This window comes from Rhodococcus sp. WWJCD1, assembly GCF_002258735.1.
In the GTDB taxonomy this organism is placed as follows: domain Bacteria; phylum Actinomycetota; class Actinomycetes; order Mycobacteriales; family Mycobacteriaceae; genus Rhodococcoides.
The window spans coordinates 184,670-201,778 of the sequence record NZ_NOXY01000027.1; the positions used below are offsets into that span (position 1 = coordinate 184,670).

Consider the following 17,109-nt stretch of genomic DNA (forward strand, 5'->3'; position numbering starts at 1 on the left):
TTCGGGGACTGTCTAGGCAGAGCTGTGCCGTAATGCTGGTGTGGGTCGTCACGCGGGTTGTCGTGGTTCCTCGTCGCCGGTGTCGTCGTGCTGTTCGGGTGGATACAGGACTTCCTCAGGATGGTGTGCGTGGTTGATCAGCCCACGGCGCTTGGGGTCCATTCCCGATGGTGGGTGCCAGAGGGTGCGGCCCGGATAGCGATGTCCTGCTCCGGTTTTTGTGGTTGCCCACTTGCCGGGGCCGGTGCCGACGAGTGCGTGGTGCATGTCGCAGCCGAAGGTGAGGGAGTCGATGTCGGTGTAGCCGCCGTCGACCCAGTCGTCGAGGTGGTGGGCTTGGCACCAGATTGCCGGGCGGGTGCAGGAGGGGAAGCTGCAGCCGCGGTCTCGGGCGATGAGCACGATGCGTTGGTCTGCGGAGGCGATGCGTTTGGATCGGCCGAGGTAGAGGGCTCTGCCGTCGTCGTCGAAGATGGTCAGGTAGTGGTGGGCGTGGGACGCCATACGGATCGCATCGCGGATGGAGACGCGGGATCCGGTGCCGGTCATCGCGTAACCACAACCGGCGTTGAGGTCTTTGAGGGTCATGGTGACGATGGCGGTGACGGGCAGGCCGCGGTGGGTGCCGAGGGTCCCGGAGGCGAGTGTGTGCCGCAGTGCCATCTTCAGGGCGTCGTGACGACGTTCGTTCTGGGTGCGCGTATCCCGCGCGGCGGCAGCGTCCCGCAATGCGGTGTCCGGTGCGTCATCGTCAAGGTCATCGTCACCGCCGGCGTCGGACTCGGAGTGACCGCCGGGGTCAGCAGCGCCTGCAGTGTCGTCGGAGCCGTCGTACTCGTCGGAGTCGAGCATGTCTTCGGGCTCTGTGCCGCAACCACAGTCGGCACCGACTCCGCAGTCGCCGTCGCAGCATTCGTCGTCACCGCAGTCGCAATCACCGCAGTTGTCGTCACTGCAGTCGCTGGCCTCGTTGCAGTCCGTTCCATCCCACAGACCCGCATCGCTCGACCCTGGGTCACCGGACGTCGGCTCGGGCCGTGATGCAGTGGACTTACTGTCGCCTTCGCCCCCGTGGACGACCGACGTCGGGTCGGCCGGATTGTTCACGCCCGGTTTCGCAGCTTTCGAGAACAGGGCTTCGAGGTATGCCCGTAGTTCGGAATCGACGCAGAAGCTTCCTTCCGACATCCCGTCGGCACCCTGCTCACCGAGGTAGAAGAACGCATCGCGTCGTTTGCGTGGCTTGGGCTTACCGTCCTCGTCCTCGTCCTCGTCGTAGTCGCCGTCGGGGTTGAGGATCGAGTCCAGGTGCGCCACCAATGGTGCGAAGTCGTCAGGGAGTCTGGTCGAGGCGTAGCTCACCAATTGCTGTTCTGCGAGATCTCGGGTCTGCGGGTCCACACTGGGCGGCAAGTGCTTGAAGAACTCGCGGATCATCTGCACATGCTTGGTATCGAGCAGCCCCGCCCGTAGTGCTGCCGCGGTGTGCGGCAACAACGGAGGGAGGACTTCCCCGGACAGTGCGGTGCGATCGCCCAACTCCGCAGCCAGACGCACCCGTGCACCGGCTGCTCGTGGGGTGATCCGCAGCATCCACGCCACCGAACACGGCACCGACCCCGGATACACATCGAGGCCGTGCTGAGCGATCAACTCGTTGAGCCAGGTGTACGAATACGCCGTCACAGACCTGGTGAGTGTTTCCATGCGTTGGATCACCGCACGCCGGTCGGCATTCGTCCACGACACCGACCCTTGCGCGGCCAGTTCGGCGACCGCGGACTCCACGCGGTCCACCAACACCGACAACTCGGGATCGGACACGACAGGGGGAGGCGGCACCGTCTCGATGCCGTCCACCCCTGGTCCGCCGTCCCCCGAAAGCATGGACAGAATCTATCGCGACCCGCCGACAGGTTTTCGAACACACGTTCCCGCGGACCGGAAGCGACGTGGGGAGACCGACTCAGCGCCGTTTGCCGCTCCGTCGCGCGTTCGTCTTCGTCTTGGCAACCGGACGGGCCGGCTTGGAGGGGTGCGCCTTCTTCTTCTTGACCGGCGCGTCGTCTGCCGAACCTCGTGAGCTACGGGTCGACCGTCCTCGAACGATGCCGATGAACTCCTCGATGCGGTCGTCCTCGTGTTCGGCGACCCACGCCAATGCAATCTGGGAGTGCTCGATGTCGGTCACCGGGCGGTAGACGAGATCTTTGCGAGCGTTGAATCGGGCCACCGAATGCGGCACGATCGCCACCCCCAGCCCGGCAGCCACGTACTCGAACGTCTCGGCAGTGGAATTCATCGGGGGCAGGGCAGGGCGATTGCCGACTTCGAGTTCCGTTGCAACAGCAGCCCATTCGGGGACCGTCGCGGGATCGGCCAGCAAATGCTCGTCGGCGAGATCGCTCGCGGTGACAGAATCGAATGCTGCGACGGCATGGTCTTTCGGGACCACCACAACCTGGACTTCCTGATACAGGCCGATCGCATTGAGGCCCTCTCTATCCAACGGCGGTCGAACGAAGCTCACATCGACCGTTCCGTCGTGCAGGGCCGACACCTGAGTTTCCGGCGTCGTAGCCGTTACGGACAGCGTGACGTCCGGGAACCGATCCGCCCAGATTCGCGTCCACTTCGTCAGCGTCACACCTTCGGCGTAGCCGATGGTGAACGTCGTCGGCTCGGCAGCAGCAACCTGAGCGAGCTCCGAGCGCCGATCGTCCTCGGCAATCTCCACCAGAGCCCGCTCGAGCAGAGCGCGGCCGTCCTCGGTGAGTTCGGTGGGGGAGACCCCCGGCACGAACAGGTCGGCGCCGAGCTGCTCTTCGAGTTCCACGATGGTCTTGCTCAGGCGGATTCGCGATATTCCGAGCGACTGAGCAGCGCGGGCGAAATGCAGTTGTTGCGCCACTGCGGCGTACCAGCGCAGTGTCTGCACATCGATGTTCACGGAGTCGAGCCTATGGGACGGCGCGCAACGTGCGGGACGGTGGCGTCGAGACCGCGGAATGCCGGATAAGCTGGTCCGGTGAGCCCGGAGAACAAACAGCAGACCATGAAGCCATTGACCGCGGCGAACAAGCTCGGCATCTACCTTCCCGCAGCGCCCGAGGAGTTTCAGAACTCGATGGTCAGCAGGTCCGACCTCGACGCGTTGCGTAGCGATCCGCCGCAGTGGCTGACCGATTTGCAGACCAACGGACCGTTTCCGCGCGACGTCATCGCGAAGAAGCTGGGCGTGTCCATCGCAGGCCTGGCCCGCGGCGGAGTCACCGAAGCGTTGACCAGTGACGCCATCGACGAGCTCGTCGCCAGCCCGCCGCAGTGGCTCGTTCGTGAGCGCCGCACGCAGATCCAGGTTCGCAAGGATGCCGAACGCATCAAGGAGAAGCAGGAAGCGCGTCGTACTGCAGGCAACCGGCCGACCAAGCTGCGCAACCTCTAGCGCGAGACCACTCCGTCGAGGTAGAGCCAGCGGCCGCCCACGCGGACGAATCGACTTACCTCGCTCATCGTGCCCGCACCCTCGGGGTGCTTGTAGTGCGCTCGGAACTCGACTGTTCCTTCGTCGTCGAACAGGCCGCCCGCGTCGACCCCGATGATGTCGAGTCGGTACCACCGCTGATCGGAATCGAGATCCAACTCGTGCGGAACCGTATCGGGATGCCACGACGCGCGTAGGTAAGCCGCATCGCCGACGGCGAATGCAGTGAATCGAGATCGCATCAGCTTCTCGGCTGTCGGCGCGCTGGCATCGCCGCGCAGATACGGCTCGCAACACGCGTCGAACGTGTCACCACTCGAACACGGACACCGTCGACTCACTCGGCTGCTTCCACTTCGACTGTGTAGGTACCGAGTTCGTGCTCGTCCCGCTTACCGACATCCTGAATCCACGTGTTGGCTTCGAGAAGGGTGTCGAACAATCCCAACGGGATCGGGTCTCCGCCGAGCGCGTTCTTCATGATCACGCGGTACTTCCTCACGGTGTCACCCGACGAACAGTCGCGAGAAACGTTGCGGCAGCGAAGAACATCCCGGCGAACGTGCGATTCATCGTCTTCTGTTGGCGCTGTGAGCGCATCAGCCGCAGCACCCGAGATGCCAGCGAGGTGTATCCGGTCATCACCAGCATGTCGACCGCGACCATCGTGGCCGCGATGAACAGGTACTGAGCGAGCAGGGGCCGCGCCGGATCGAGGAACTGGGGAAGGACGGCGACCATGAACACGACGGCCTTCGGGTTACTGGCGTTGACCAGGAATCCTCGTGCCAGCATCGTCGTTCCGCGATCGGCCACCGCGGGGGCGTCGGCGACGTCGGTGGGAGCTGCGCGCCACTGACGGACACCCAGGTAGACCAGGTACGCAACACCGAACCACTTGATTGCAGTGAACGCCAGCGCCGAGCTGGCGAGGACTGCACCCAGCCCGACGGCGACGATGCCGATCTGCAGGAGCAAGCCGATCTGCAGACCGAAGATGTTCCAGTACCCGCGGCGCAGGCCGTAGCGAAGCCCGGTGGACATCGATGCGATGGCACCGGCACCGGGGGACAGACTGATGACGATGCTCGCACCGAGAAACGCGAGCCACACTGACCAGGACATGTGTTCATTGAACTATGCCCGTCAATTCACTTTCGTCTCGACCGGTGTGTCGAACGAGGCGCTGTGGGGTAGGCCGTGGGAATGGCAGACATCAGAACCATCGACACAGGTCCGCAGCAAGTCACCCGTCAGACCGAGGTGCGGGCGTCGGCGTCCGAATTGTTCGACATCGTTGCTGATCCCACTCGGCACGGCGAGCTCGACGGATCGGGCACGGTCAAGGACACCGTCCGCGGTCCCGATCGCCTCAGCACCGGCGCAAAGTTCTCCGTCGGCATGAAGCAGTACGGCGTGCCGTACAAGATCACGAGCACCGTCACCGAGTTCGTCGACGCCGATCGGCACAAGGTTGTCGAGTGGCAGCACCCGATGGGTCACAGCTGGCGCTGGGAGTTCGAGGAGACGCAGCCGGGCCTGACCACGGTGACCGAGAGCTTCAAGTACGGCACGGCCAAGGTGCCGAAGATGTTGGAGCTGTTCAAGATGCCACAGAAGAACGCGCAGGGCATCAAGAGCACACTGCACAACCTGGCTGCCCGCTACGCCTGACCTGAATCTATTCTGACCGGCATGCCGATCGATCCCGACACCAAGAACTGGACCTGGGTACTCGAGCGAGCGTGCCCGGATTGCGGGTTCGACTCGAGTGCCGTCGTTTACGACGACATCCCGAACCTGATCCGCGCCGACGTCGAGCGTTGGGATGCAGTTCTGCGGCGCGACGACGTCGCACTGCGGCCCGACGACTCGACGTGGTCTGCGCTCGAGTACGCCGCCCATGTTCGTGACGCGCATCGAATCTTTCGTACCCGACTGGAGCTGGTGCTCACCGAGGACGATCCCGAGTTCGCGAATTGGGACCAGGACGCCACCGCGGTGTCCGAGAACTACAACGACCAGAACCCTGCGGCGGTGGCGGCGGAGCTCGGTGATGCTGCCCGGGCCCTCGCCGATGATTTCGCCGCCGTGCCGCCGGAGAAGCGCCACCGGACGGGTCGACGCAGCGACGGGTCGAACTTCTCCGTCGAATCACTGGCCGCGTACTACATCCACGATCCGATTCACCATCTGTGGGACGTGCGGGGCTGAGCCGAATTCGGTGGAACTATCCTGGGAGTTCGGACAACACTGATTCGACCGAACCCCGGCACCGAACCGACTTCACGAAGGGGCCCACTATGCCTGCCCGCATCGAGCTCGCCCGCGTCGATCTACGCGGACGAACTCCATCCACCGCCGAACTACGCGGCGCACTTCCCCGAGGCGGAGTGGATGTCGATTCGGTGCTGCATCAGGTTCGCCCCGTCGTCGACGCGGTCAAGGAGCGCGGTGCCGACGCGGCCCTCGAGTTCAGCGAGAAGTTCGACGGGGTCCGACCGGACCGCATTCGAGTTCCTCAGCAGGAATTGGTTCGCGCACTCGAGGAGCTGGATCCGGCCGTCCGGGCCGCGCTCGACGTTGCCATCGAGCGAACCCGTCTCGTGCACTCGGATCAGCGCCGAACCGACCACACCACTCAGGTGGTACCCGGCGGCACCGTGACCGAGCGCTGGATTCCGGTCGATCGCGTAGGGCTCTACGTGCCCGGTGGCAACGCCGTGTATCCGTCGTCGGTCGTGATGAATGTCGTTCCGGCTCAGATTGCAGGTGTCGGTTCGCTGGTGGTGGCGTCACCGCCGCAGAAGAACTTCGGTGGCCTTCCCCACCCGACAATCCTTGCGGCCGCGCAGCTCCTCGGCGTCGACGAGGTCTGGGCTGTGGGCGGCGGCCAGGGTATTGCGCTGCTCACGTACGGCGGGGTCGATACCGACGGCGGCGAATTGGCACCGGTCGATCTGATCACCGGTCCCGGCAACATCTACGTCACGGCTGCCAAGCGGCTGTGCCGCTCGCTCATCGGAATCGACTCCGAGGCAGGCCCCACCGAGATCGCGATTCTTGCCGACGGCACCGCAGACCCGATCCATGTGGCAGCAGACCTGATCAGCCAGGCCGAGCACGACGTCATGGCCGCCAGTGTGCTGGTGACCGACAGTATGGAGCTCGCCGAGGCCGTGGACGAGGCCGTCAATGCGCAGATCGCGTTCACCCGGCACGCGGAACGCGTCACCACGGCACTGAACGGCAGCCAGTCCGGCATCGTGCTGGTCGACGACGTCACGCAGGGGTTGGCGGTGGTCAACGCGTACGCCGCCGAACACCTCGAGATCCAGACGAAGGACGCGTCCGACGTCGCGGCTCGGGTGCGCAGCGCCGGTGCCGTGTTCGTCGGAGCCTGGTCGCCTGTGAGCCTCGGTGACTACTGCGCCGGGTCCAATCACGTGCTCCCGACCGCCGGGTGTGCTCGGCACTCGTCCGGCCTGAGCGTGCAGACGTTCCTGCGGGGCATCCATGTGGTGGACTACAGCGAAGCTGCGCTCAAAGATGTTGCTGCGCATGTCATTGCCCTGGCCAATGCCGAGGATCTGCCGGCCCACGGCGAAGCGGTGCGGCTGCGGTTCGAAGGGTTGCGCACCGGTGACGCGTCATGAGTGATGCTCTGGGACGGTCGGTTTCGCTGGACGACCTACCTCTGCGCGAGGCGCTGATCGGCAAGTCGCCGTACGGCGCGCCGCAGCTCACCGTTCCGGTTCAGTTGAACACCAACGAGAATCCGCATCCGCCGACGCAGGCCTTGATCGACGACGTGGCCGACTCGGTGCGGATTGCTGCTGCGCAACTGCACCGCTATCCGGATCGCGATGCCGACGAGTTGCGTGCCGACCTCGCGCGCTACCTCACCGACCAGACCGGCTTCGCGGTCGCCACCGCCAACGTGTGGGCGGCCAACGGATCCAACGAAATTCTGCAGCAGCTTCTGCAGGCGTTCGGCGGACCGGACCGCACCGCGCTGGGTTTCGTGCCGTCGTATTCGATGCACCCGATCATTTCCTCGGGAACTCAGACCGAATGGATTCCCGCGAAGCGTCGGGCAGATTTCTCGCTCGACGTCGACTATGCGGTGCAGGCGATAGAGGAGCGTAAGCCCGACGTCGTGTTCGTCACCAGCCCCAACAATCCGACGGGGCACAGCATCGACGAGCAGGATCTGCGGCGGATCCTCGACGCCGCACCGGGAATCGTGGTGGTCGACGAGGCCTACGCCGAATTCTCTTCGGCGACAAGCGCAATCGGACTGATCGAGAGCTACCCCAGCAAGATCGTGGTCAGCCGAACCATGAGCAAAGCGTTCGCGTTCGCCGGTGGTCGGCTGGGATACCTCGTTGCGGCCCCGGCCGTCGTCGACGCAATGTTGTTGGTGCGCTTGCCGTATCACCTGTCGGTGGTCACCCAGGCCGCCGCTCGCGCGGCACTGCGGCATGCCTCGGACACCCTCGGCAGCGTGGCCGAGCTCTCCGCCGAGCGTGATCGGGTTGCACGTGCACTCGCCGGCCAGGGATACGACGTGGTCCCGTCCGACGCGAACTTCCTGCTCTTCGGCCGGTTCTCCGATGCGGCCGCGACCTGGCAGCGGTACTTGGACGAAGGCGTGCTGATCCGCGACGTCGGAATTCCTGAATACTTACGCGTCACCATCGGACTGGCGCACGAGAACGACCGATTCCTCACCGTCAGCGCAGCACTCGCATCGACCGAAAGAGCAGAGGCACAGAAGTGACCACACCCGCTCCCCGTATCGCAAAGATCGAGCGCACCACCAAGGAGTCGGACATCTCGGTCGAGCTGAACCTCGACGGCACCGGCATCGTCGACATCTCCACCGGCGTTCCCTTCTACGATCACATGCTCACCGCGCTGGGCACCCATGCTCGTTTCGACCTGACGGTTCGGGCGAAGGGCGACATCGAGATCGAGGCACATCACACCGTCGAGGACACCGCCATCGTGCTCGGTCAAGCCCTTGGGCAGGCCCTCGGCGACAAGGCCGGCATCACCAGATTCGGCGACTCGTTCATTCCGATGGACGAAACGCTCGTGCATGCGGCCGTCGACGTGTCCGGTCGACCGTACTGCGTGCACACCGGCGAGCCCGACTACATGGTGCATTCCGTGATCGGCGGCTACCCCGGTGTTCCGTATTCGACCGTGATCAACAAGCACGTGTTCGAGACGCTGGCCTCGAACGCTCGGATTGCGTTGCACGTCCGAGTGATCTACGGACGCGACCAGCACCACATCACCGAAGCAGAGTTCAAAGCGGTCGCGCGAGCACTGCGTCAGGCCACCGAGTACGACCCTCGGGTGACCGGAATTCTGTCCACCAAGGGAAGTCTGTGATCGATCGACCGGCACTCGTACTTTGAGCGGTCTGCTGGCGATTCGAGGGCTTCCGGCCGCGATGGCAATGGGGGCAGCGTCGTTCGGTGGCTGGGGCTTGCTGCTTCCGGTCATACCCCTGGCAGTGTCGCAATCCGGGGCATCCGACGCGGTGGCAGCGGCCAGCACCGCGATCTTCATGACCACCACGGTGATCACTCAGCTGTTCGTGCCGCGGATGCTGATGAGCGTCGGCCACCGCGCTGTACTTGCCGCAGGGTGCTTGCTGCTGGGTGTTCCGTCTCTGCTGTTCATCGTGTCGGTCGATGCCGTACCGGCATTGGCCGTGTCGGCCCTGAGGGGAACAGGCTTCGGCATGCTGACGGTGGCCGGTGCTGCCATCGTCGCCGAGCTGGCCCCCACTGCTCTGCTCGGCCGTGCGACGGGCGCGCAGGGGATCGCCGTCGCGTTGGCTCAGATGATCACGCTGCCAATGGGTTTGGTGATCTTTGCGGCGAATCCGACGGCCGTGTTCGTGCTCGGCGCTCTCGTGCCTGCAGCAGGCTTGATCGGCGTGGCACTGTTACCGCCCACCAGACCCGCGCCGCAGCCGCCCAGAATCGAACGGGTTCGCCTCGACGTACGGCAATTCCTCGTGCCGTGTCTCGTCGTGGCCTCGGTGTCCGCGGCGTACGGCGGAATCACCAGCCTGTTGCCGATCGCGGAATCGAACCGAGCCGCCATGATCGGTCTTGCCTTGGCCGTCGTCAGTGCCGCGATGCTCGTCGGCCGGTACACCGCAGGATCGGTTGCAGATCGAATCGGCATCGGACGCTCCGTCGTTCCCGCGCTGGTCTCGGCTGCGATCGGCATCGCGCTGTTCGCGATCGCAGCGCTGGGCAACATGCCCGCTGCACTGTTCTTCGTCGCCGCCGTTCTGTTCGGAATCGGGTACGGAGCGTGCCAGAACGACAGTCTGGTGATGGCCTTCGACGCGGCCGGGCCCGCTCGCTACAGCAGCGCCAGCGCCGTGTGGAACATCAGCTTCGACGCGGGCACCGGTGCGGGTGCGCTCGCGCTGGGCGTTCTCGCCACGAGCGTGGGGTACACCGCAGGATTCACCGCGGCCGCAATCACGGTGGTCGTCGTTGCGGCGGTGGCGCTGATCGCCCGACCACGCCCCGATAGACTTCCCTCATGACTTCTGTGGTGTTGCTCGATTACGGCTCGGGCAATCTGCACTCGGCGAAGAGGGCGTTGGCCCGGGTCGGTGCCGACGTGACGGTGACCTCGGATTTCGACGAAGCCCTCGATGCAGAGGCATTGGTCGTTCCCGGTGTCGGCGCGTTCGCCGCGTGCATGGAGGGTCTGCTGGGGGTGCGCGGTGACCGCATCATCGGGCGTCGCCTGGCCGGCGGACGCCCGGTGTTGGGAATCTGCGTCGGAATGCAGATTCTGTTCGATCGTGGCGTCGAATTCGGTGTCGAGGCCAACGGATGTGGGGAATGGCCGGGAACGGTCGAGCGCCTGCAGGCCGACGTGTTGCCCCACATGGGCTGGAACACCGTCGAGGCACCGGAGAAGAGCGTGCTGTTCGACGGCATCGATCCCGAGACCCGGTTCTATTTCGTCCACTCCTACGCTGCGCAGCAATGGGAGCTCGAACCCAGCGACACCATCGCCGCGCCTCTGCTGACGTGGGCCGATCACGGCGGCCGATTCCTCGCTGCCGTGGAGAACGGCGCGCTCTCGGCCACCCAGTTCCACCCGGAGAAATCCGGAGACGCCGGTGCCGCGCTACTCGAGAACTGGGTTCGATCGGTGTGAGCGACCGCGAGTTCTCGCTGGGCAGGTTGGCCGTCCGGGCACTCGGTGCGGCCGTCGCGGTGCTGGCTCTCGCCACTGCCCTGATCGCCGTCCTGCAACCGAGCGCCGGCATAGCTCTGTCCATTGCCTTGGCCGGTGTGGTCGGAGCGATCGCAGCAATGGGAGTGGTGTCCATGCGTATGACGCGCAGGGACCTCCGGTAGGACCACAGACGACCCGTTTTGGGTTCACGCCCGCTCGGCCCGTAGCATAACCGCACGTGAGCCTGGTCTTATTGCCTGCTGTCGATGTCGCAGGCGGCGAAGCTGTTCGTCTCGTTCAAGGAGAAGCCGGAAGCGAGACCAAGTACGGGTCGCCTCGTGATGCCGCCCTCGCGTGGCAGAACGACGGCGCGGAATGGGTCCATCTCGTTGATCTCGACGCCGCGTTCGGGCGGGGTTCCAACCGGGAGTTGCTCGCGTCGGTCGTCGGCGAACTCGACGTCAAGGTAGAGCTGTCCGGTGGCATTCGTGACGACGAGTCGCTGCGCGCGGCGCTGGCGACCGGTTGTGCGCGAGTCAATCTCGGTACCGCAGCCCTCGAGGATCCGCAGTGGTGCTCCCGTGCGATCGGAGAGTTCGGTGATCGCGTCGCGGTCGGTCTGGACGTGCTGATCGTCGACGGAGCTCCGCGACTACGCGGCCGCGGCTGGGTCAGCGACGGCGGCGATCTGTGGGACGTGCTCGAGCGGCTCGAGCGCGACGGGTGTTCGCGCTACGTGGTCACCGACGTGACCAAGGACGGCACGTTGACGGGGCCCAATCTCGAACTGCTCGCCGACGTGTGTGCCAAGACCGACAAGCCGGTCATCGCGTCGGGCGGCGTGTCCACCATTGCAGATCTGGAAGCGATCGCCGGCCTTGTCGATCGCGGCGTGGAAGGTTCCATTGTCGGAAAGGCGTTGTACGCCGGACGTTTCACTCTCCCCGACGCCCTCGCCGCGGTGTCTCGGTAGCAACGAATGACCCTTCCCGAGGAGCCGACTCGTCTGCTCGAGATCGCCGGTGGATTGCTCGACGGCGTCCACGATCGGTTCGTTGCGGGCGTCGGCGCACCGAGTGCAGTGCAGAAGGGGCCCGACGATTTCGCCACCGCTGTGGATCTGGAACTCGAGCGTCGGCTCGGTGCGGAACTGTTCGATTCGACCGGAATTGCAGTTCACGGTGAAGAATTCGGCGGACCGGATCTGAACTCCGGGCTCGTCTGGGTGCTCGACCCCATCGACGGCACGTTCAACTACTCGTCGGGGCTGCCTTCGGCGGGGACGTTGTTGGCGTTGCTCGACGACGGTGTGCCCGTCCTCGGCCTGACCTGGCTGCCGCTGGTGGACCAGCGTTTCGCTGCGGTGGCGGGCGGCCCGCTACTACTGAACGGTGTTGCGCTCCCGGCGCTGCAGCCGAAAGTGTTGCGCGAGTCCATGATCGGCTTCGGTGCCTTCAACGTCGCCAGTCGTGGCTCACTGCCCGGACGGTTCAGGTTCCGCATCCTCGAAGAACTGTCGATGCAGTCCTCTCGTCTGCGGATGCACGGTGCCACCGGAGTGGACCTGGCCTACACGGCCAGCGGTGTACTGGGCGGCGCTGTGGTCTTCGGCCACCGGGCCTGGGACAACGCTGCCGGTGCGCTGCTGGTGCGCGCCGCAGGCGGAATCGTCACCGACCTCGCGGGCGAACCGTGGACGGTCGACTCGACGTCGGTGCTCGCTGCCGGGCCCGGGGTGCACGATCAGCTACTGAAGGTGATCACCGAACTCGGTGACCCCGCCGACTACCTGGAAGGACCTGCGCGATGAGCGTCGCGGTCAGAGTGATTCCGTGCCTCGACGTCGATGCCGGACGTGTCGTCAAGGGCGTCAACTTCGAAAACCTCCGCGACGCAGGTGATCCCGTCGAACTAGCGGCTGCCTACGACGCACAGGGAGCCGACGAGCTGACCTTTCTCGACGTCACCGCGTCCACCTCGGATCGAGGCACGATGCTGGACGTCGTCAGCCGTACAGCCGAGCAGGTGTTCATTCCGCTCACTGTCGGCGGGGGAGTACGCACGGTCGCAGACGTCGATCGTCTGTTGCGGGCCGGAGCGGACAAGGTCAGTGTCAACACCGCCGCGATCGCCCGACCCGAGTTGCTGCGCGAGCTCAGTGAGCGGTTCGGGTCTCAGTGCATCGTGCTCTCGGTCGACGCTCGTACCGTTCCGCAGGGGCAGCAGGACACCCCATCTGGCTGGGAGGTCACCACACACGGCGGTAAACGCGGAACCGGCATCGACGCCGTCGAATGGGCGGTTCGTGGTGCCGAACTGGGCGTGGGAGAAATTCTGCTCAATTCGATGGATGCCGACGGCACGAAGGCCGGGTTCGATCTACCGATGATTGCGGCTGTCCGGGCCGCGGTGCACGTGCCGGTCATAGCCAGCGGGGGAGCGGGACGGGTGGAGCACTTCGCACCCGCAGTGCAGGCCGGGGCGGACGCCGTTCTCGCCGCCAGCGTCTTCCATTTCGGCGACCTCACCATCGGTCAGGTCAAAGATGCGATGCGCGTCGAGCGCATCGTCGTTCGATAGCAAAGAGGTTTTCCGATGACACTCGACTCGAGTCTCTCCGCGAGACTCAAGCGCAACGAGGCCGGACTGTTCAGTGCGGTCGTGCAGGAACGATCGACCGGGCAGGTGCTGATGGTCGCTTGGATGGACGACGAGGCACTGTCTCGAACCCTCGAAACCCGCAAGGGCACTTACTATTCCAGGTCCCGGCAGCAGTACTGGGTGAAGGGTGAGACGTCGGGGCACACTCAGTACGTGCACGAGGTCAGGCTCGACTGCGACGGTGACACCGTGCTTCTGGTCGTCGATCAGGTCGGTGCCGCATGTCACACCGGCACGCACACCTGCTTCGACGCTGACGTGCTGATGGGGCCCGAGAACTCTCAGGCGTGACCTGTGCCCGCAGCGATTCCCTTGTCCAACTGGGCCAACAGGGTTGCGCTCAGGGTCGAGAGCTGCTCGACCTCGGCGTCCGAGAGCCCCTCGAACACCAGCGCCTGTACCGTGCCGACGTGCCCTGGGGCCGATTCCACGACCTTCGCCATACCCGAGTCGGTCAGCACCGCGTAGGAACCGCGGCTGCCCGGGATGGACTCCCGGCGAACCCACCCGGCCTTCTCGAGCTTGGTCACCACGTGTGAGAGCCGCGAGAGCGACGCATTTGCGAACTCGGCCAGATCCCGAAGTTGGATTCGCCGCTGCGGGTTCTCGCTGACGGTGGCGAGAACGAAGTAGTCGAAGTGGGTCAGCCGAGAATCGCGCTGCAGCTGGGCGTCCAGCGCTGCCGGAAGTCGAGTGATGAGGGCGACGAGCGACCGCCAGGCCTCCTGTTGACTCTCGGTGAGCCACTGGGGATCCACCGCATCACTCGGTGTCGCATCCATCGGTGTCGCCGACGTGTCCATCGCGGGGAACCTCTCGATCTCTGGGTCGTTACTGCAGACCACTCCTATCTCTGGGTCGTTCCTGCAGGCTCCACTCCTGCCCAGATAGTTGTGGTCTGCACATGATGCCTCGAGGGTCCCCCCACCCGAGGCATCACGTCCGACAGATGTTCTACGTGCGATGTGCGCGCAGGTACTCGAGCGCCTTGTCCGCGTGAGCCTCGAACCGTACTTCGCTCGAGAAGGTCTCGAGCACCTTCCGGTCGGTGCCGATGACGAACGTTGCCCGCTTGACCGGAGAGAGCTTGGCGAGCAGACCGCGCTTGACGCCGAACGCGGTGGCGACGGCACCGTCTTCGTCGGACAGCAGGGGGTAGTCGAAAGACTTGGCCGCGGCGAACTCCGCCTGCTTGGCGACGGCATCGGCACTGATACCGACTCGAGTGGCTCCGATCTCGGCGAACTCCGAGGCCAGGTCCCGGAAATGGCACGCTTCGGCCGTGCACCCGGGGGTGAAGGCAGCCGGGTAGAAGAACAGCACTATCGGACCGTTAGTCAGCAGTTCGGTCAGGGTTCGGATCTGTCCGGTCTGGTCCGGTAGGGAAAAGTCGGGAACGAGTTCGCCTGGTTTCATGCTCGGCAGGTTACCGCGAGCGCCGGCCTTGTCGCCGGAGCGGAGCCTGCGGAGTGACCCGTTGTGCCGAACCTGGGAGGATGGGGCAATGCGCGGCGAGACGACCACCGACCCCAGTCCCACCTCCAATACCGAGAACTCGGACTCGACCACCTCCCGCGAGGTGTTCCGGCAGCTCGCAGCCGAGCACCGAGTGGTTCCGGTGACACGAAAGGTGCTCGCCGACTCCGAGACTCCGTTGTCGGCGTACCGCAAGCTCGGTGCGGACCGGCCCGGTACCTTTCTGCTCGAGTCTGCGGAGAACGGCCGTTCGTGGTCGAGGTGGTCGTTCATCGGTGCAGGCGCTCCGGCGTCGCTGACGGTCATCGACGGCGAAGCGGCCTGGCGCGGCAACGTTCCGGCAGGGGTGCCCAGCGGCGGCGATCCGCTCGCGGTCCTGGCCAGGACACTGGAGCTGTTGCACTCCGAGCGGGTGCCCGGTCTGCCCCCGTTGACCGGCGGCATGGTCGGCTACCTGGGATACGACTCGGTGCGGCGTATCGAGAAGCTGCCCGAGCATGCGCAGGACGACCTCGGTGTGCCCGAGCTGGTGATGCTGCTCGCGACCGATCTGGCGGCCGTCGACCACCACGAGGGTGCGATCACTCTGATCGCGAACGCGGTCAACTGGGACGGAACCGATGACAATGTCGACGAGGCCTACGACGACGCCGTGCGCCGTCTGGACCGCATGTGTGCCGACTTGTCCAAGCCGGCTGACTCCACCGTCTCCACCGTCTCCAAGCCTGCACCGCAGTTTCGTCGGCAGCGAACCTCCGAGGGATTCGGTGCCGACGTCGCCCGCTTGGTGGAGGAGATCGAAGCCGGCGAAGCGTTTCAGGTGGTTCTCTCGCAGCGCTTCGAGATGGATACCGATGCGTCGCCGCTCGACGTCTACCGCATGCTGCGGGCCTCCAACCCCAGTCCGTACATGTACCTGATGCACGTTCCGGGAGATAACGACGAGACTGCTTTCTCGATCGTCGGATCGAGCCCCGAGGCCCTGGTGACAGTGGTCGACGGCCTCGCCACCACGCATCCGATCGCGGGCACGCGGTGGCGCGGTACCTCCGAGGAAGAGGACGTGCTGCTCGAGAAGGATCTACTCGCCGACGAGAAGGAGAACGCGGAGCACCTGATGCTCGTGGACCTCGGTCGTAACGACCTCGGGCGCGTGTGTGCCCCCGGCACGGTCCGGGTGAGCGACTACCGCCACATCGAGCGATACAGCCATGTCATGCATCTGGTCTCGACGGTGACGGGTCGTCTGGCCGAGGGCAAGCGTGCCCTCGACGCGGTCAAGGCCTGCTTCCCGGCGGGCACCTTGTCGGGCGCACCGAAGGTGCGCGCCATGGAACTGATCGACGAGCTGGAACCGACGCGACGCGGTATCTACGGCGGCATCGTCGGCTACCTCGATTTCGCCGGTGATGCCGACACCGCCATCTCGATTCGGACCGCGCTGATCAAGGACGGGACCGCCTACGTTCAGGCCGGTGCGGGAGTCGTGGCGGATTCGGTCGCGCAATACGAGGACGACGAGGCACGAAACAAAGCCATGGCCGTACTGGGTGCAGTTGCGGCCGCGGAATCGCTCCGCGAGGTCGGTGGGCGATGACCGAGCGATCCGGTCGTCGCGCGTCGGCCGCTGTGCCGGTCGCTCTGCTGATCGTGGCTGCGGCATGCCTGTGGGGCGCATCGAGAATGACGTGGGTCCGGGTGACGTCCTCCGACGGTCTCGGGGAGAGTCGAACGGACGACCTTCTCGGTGGCACCTGGGCCGCTGCCACCACACCGCTCGCGCTCGTGTTGCTGGCGGCGGTGGCCGCGTCGTTCGCGGTGCGCGGGTGGGCCTCTCGGGTGCTGGCAGTGTTGATCGCGGTGGTGGCCGTGTCGGCCGCTGTTCCGGCCGTTCGACTGCTCACCGCGGGAGCATCCGACTCGGAGTCGGCGGCCCTTGCCGAACTCCCCGCAAGGGCTCAGGTCTCGATGACGGAGGTGTCGATTCTCCCGGCGATCGTCACCCTGATCGGCGCGTTGTGCGCGCTCGTTGCGGCGGTGGTGTCGATTCGGAAAACAGCTGCCTCGCAGGTACTCTCGTCCAAGTACGACGCCCCGGCGGTGCGACGTGACGAGGTGGCTCGACGCGTTCGCAGTTCCTCGTCCGACAACGGCGTGCAGGACGAAGGCGAGGACCTCACCGAACGCATGATGTGGGACGCGCTCGACGCGGGCGAAGATCCTACCGACGAGTCCGGTACCCCGCGTTCGTCGTGATG

22 protein-coding genes are annotated in these 17,109 nt (G+C 65.3%); 15 read left to right on the forward strand and 7 right to left on the reverse strand.

Translation table 11 applies throughout. The features are described 5' to 3' along the window. Window positions 1-48: 48 nt before the first annotated feature. Both CH286_RS20205 and CH286_RS20210 read right to left on the reverse strand, forming a co-directional pair. Window positions 49-1,887, reverse strand: a complete 1,839-nt coding sequence (locus tag CH286_RS20205; protein WP_094610207.1) for an HNH endonuclease signature motif containing protein — start codon at window positions 1,885-1,887, stop codon at window positions 49-51. Between the two features lie 79 nt (window positions 1,888-1,966). After that, window positions 1,967-2,950 carry a LysR family transcriptional regulator gene (locus CH286_RS20210; protein WP_037150786.1) on the reverse strand — a complete coding sequence of 328 codons (984 nt, stop codon included), beginning with the start codon at window positions 2,948-2,950 and terminating at the stop codon, window positions 1,967-1,969. A 78-nt stretch (window positions 2,951-3,028) separates the two neighbouring features. Between CH286_RS20210 and CH286_RS20215 the strand changes: the two genes are divergently transcribed. Beyond that, a complete protein-coding gene (locus tag CH286_RS20215; RefSeq protein WP_032403980.1) occupies window positions 3,029-3,445 on the forward strand; it encodes a DUF5997 family protein in 417 nt (138 codons plus the stop codon). On the opposite strand, the gene CH286_RS20220 is transcribed toward CH286_RS20215, so the two are convergent. Genes CH286_RS20220 through rhtB form a run of 3 tightly spaced genes read right to left on the reverse strand, consistent with a single transcriptional unit; the run spans window position 3,442 to window position 4,609 of the window. Then, complete coding sequence (locus CH286_RS20220; RefSeq protein ID WP_094610208.1) at window positions 3,442-3,825, reverse strand: YchJ family protein; 384 nt, start codon at window positions 3,823-3,825, stop codon at window positions 3,442-3,444. The two genes, CH286_RS20215 and CH286_RS20220, sit on opposite strands and share 4 nt — an antisense overlap. Beyond that, window positions 3,822-3,971 carry a hypothetical protein gene (locus CH286_RS27890; RefSeq protein ID WP_155289322.1) on the reverse strand — a complete coding sequence of 50 codons (150 nt, stop codon included), beginning with the start codon at window positions 3,969-3,971 and terminating at the stop codon, window positions 3,822-3,824. The genes CH286_RS20220 and CH286_RS27890 overlap by 4 nt, the downstream gene beginning before the upstream one ends. 11 nt (window positions 3,972-3,982) lie before the next feature. Next, window positions 3,983-4,609, reverse strand: coding sequence for a homoserine/homoserine lactone efflux protein (rhtB, locus tag CH286_RS20225; RefSeq protein WP_094610209.1), 627 nt, complete (start codon window positions 4,607-4,609; stop codon window positions 3,983-3,985). 81 nt (window positions 4,610-4,690) lie between these two features. On the opposite strand from rhtB, the gene CH286_RS20230 reads away from it, so the two are divergent. The 12 genes from CH286_RS20230 to hisI all read left to right on the forward strand — a co-directional run bounded on the left by CH286_RS20230 (window position 4,691) and on the right by hisI (window position 13,666). Beyond that, complete coding sequence (locus CH286_RS20230) at window positions 4,691-5,158, forward strand: SRPBCC family protein (protein ID WP_032403983.1); 468 nt, start codon at window positions 4,691-4,693, stop codon at window positions 5,156-5,158. Window positions 5,159-5,179: 21 nt separating this feature from the next. Continuing rightward, entirely contained in the window at window positions 5,180-5,698 is a 519-nt protein-coding gene (locus CH286_RS20235) for a DinB family protein (protein ID WP_032403984.1), read from the forward strand. 89 nt (window positions 5,699-5,787) lie between these two features. Further along, the gene (gene hisD, locus CH286_RS20240; protein ID WP_094610210.1) at window positions 5,788-7,140 is read left to right on the forward strand and encodes a histidinol dehydrogenase; all 1,353 of its coding nucleotides are present in this window, start codon (window positions 5,788-5,790) and stop codon (window positions 7,138-7,140) included. Next, entirely contained in the window at window positions 7,137-8,267 is a 1,131-nt protein-coding gene (locus CH286_RS20245) for a histidinol-phosphate transaminase (RefSeq protein ID WP_032403986.1), read from the forward strand. The genes hisD and CH286_RS20245 overlap by 4 nt, the downstream gene beginning before the upstream one ends. Next, window positions 8,264-8,887, forward strand: coding sequence for an imidazoleglycerol-phosphate dehydratase HisB (gene hisB / locus CH286_RS20250; RefSeq protein WP_032379000.1), 624 nt, complete (start codon window positions 8,264-8,266; stop codon window positions 8,885-8,887). Before CH286_RS20245 ends, hisB begins: the two co-directional genes overlap by 4 nt. A 61-nt stretch (window positions 8,888-8,948) precedes the next feature. After that, window positions 8,949-10,067, forward strand: a complete 1,119-nt coding sequence (locus tag CH286_RS20255) for an MFS transporter (protein ID WP_094610249.1) — start codon at window positions 8,949-8,951, stop codon at window positions 10,065-10,067. Then, entirely contained in the window at window positions 10,064-10,693 is a 630-nt protein-coding gene (gene hisH, locus CH286_RS20260) for an imidazole glycerol phosphate synthase subunit HisH (protein WP_032403988.1), read from the forward strand. Before CH286_RS20255 ends, hisH begins: the two co-directional genes overlap by 4 nt. Beyond that, window positions 10,690-10,896, forward strand: coding sequence for a hypothetical protein (locus CH286_RS20265; protein WP_094610211.1), 207 nt, complete (start codon window positions 10,690-10,692; stop codon window positions 10,894-10,896). Before hisH ends, CH286_RS20265 begins: the two co-directional genes overlap by 4 nt. A 56-nt stretch (window positions 10,897-10,952) precedes the next feature. Next, the gene (priA, locus tag CH286_RS20270; RefSeq protein WP_037150780.1) at window positions 10,953-11,687 is read left to right on the forward strand and encodes a bifunctional 1-(5-phosphoribosyl)-5-((5-phosphoribosylamino)methylideneamino)imidazole-4-carboxamide isomerase/phosphoribosylanthranilate isomerase PriA; all 735 of its coding nucleotides are present in this window, start codon (window positions 10,953-10,955) and stop codon (window positions 11,685-11,687) included. Window positions 11,688-11,693: 6 nt separating this feature from the next. Continuing rightward, the gene (locus CH286_RS20275; RefSeq protein WP_032403991.1) at window positions 11,694-12,524 is read left to right on the forward strand and encodes an inositol monophosphatase family protein; all 831 of its coding nucleotides are present in this window, start codon (window positions 11,694-11,696) and stop codon (window positions 12,522-12,524) included. Then, window positions 12,521-13,294: an imidazole glycerol phosphate synthase subunit HisF gene (hisF, locus tag CH286_RS20280; protein WP_032378996.1), complete on the forward strand. Its 774-nt coding sequence runs from the start codon at window positions 12,521-12,523 to the stop codon at window positions 13,292-13,294. Before CH286_RS20275 ends, hisF begins: the two co-directional genes overlap by 4 nt. Before the next feature lie 15 nt (window positions 13,295-13,309). Then, window positions 13,310-13,666 carry a phosphoribosyl-AMP cyclohydrolase gene (gene hisI, locus CH286_RS20285; RefSeq protein ID WP_032378995.1) on the forward strand — a complete coding sequence of 119 codons (357 nt, stop codon included), beginning with the start codon at window positions 13,310-13,312 and terminating at the stop codon, window positions 13,664-13,666. Here the strand turns inward: hisI and CH286_RS20290 are convergent. Together CH286_RS20290 and CH286_RS20295 are read right to left on the reverse strand one after the other, a co-directional pair. Continuing rightward, entirely contained in the window at window positions 13,657-14,178 is a 522-nt protein-coding gene (locus tag CH286_RS20290) for a MarR family winged helix-turn-helix transcriptional regulator (RefSeq protein ID WP_176458299.1), read from the reverse strand. The genes hisI and CH286_RS20290 overlap by 10 nt on opposite strands. 151 nt (window positions 14,179-14,329) lie before the next feature. Further along, the gene (locus CH286_RS20295; RefSeq protein ID WP_032378994.1) at window positions 14,330-14,791 is read right to left on the reverse strand and encodes a peroxiredoxin; all 462 of its coding nucleotides are present in this window, start codon (window positions 14,789-14,791) and stop codon (window positions 14,330-14,332) included. An 88-nt stretch (window positions 14,792-14,879) separates the two neighbouring features. Here CH286_RS20295 and CH286_RS20300 point away from each other — a divergent pair, with 88 nt between their 5' ends. Together CH286_RS20300 and CH286_RS20305 are read left to right on the forward strand one after the other, a co-directional pair. Further along, the gene (locus CH286_RS20300; RefSeq protein ID WP_094610212.1) at window positions 14,880-16,448 is read left to right on the forward strand and encodes an anthranilate synthase component I; all 1,569 of its coding nucleotides are present in this window, start codon (window positions 14,880-14,882) and stop codon (window positions 16,446-16,448) included. Continuing rightward, window positions 16,445-17,107 (forward strand): TIGR02234 family membrane protein, encoded by a 663-nt coding sequence (locus CH286_RS20305; protein ID WP_032378992.1) that lies wholly within the window; start codon window positions 16,445-16,447, stop codon window positions 17,105-17,107. Before CH286_RS20300 ends, CH286_RS20305 begins: the two co-directional genes overlap by 4 nt. The last annotated feature ends 2 nt before the right edge of the window (window positions 17,108-17,109 follow it).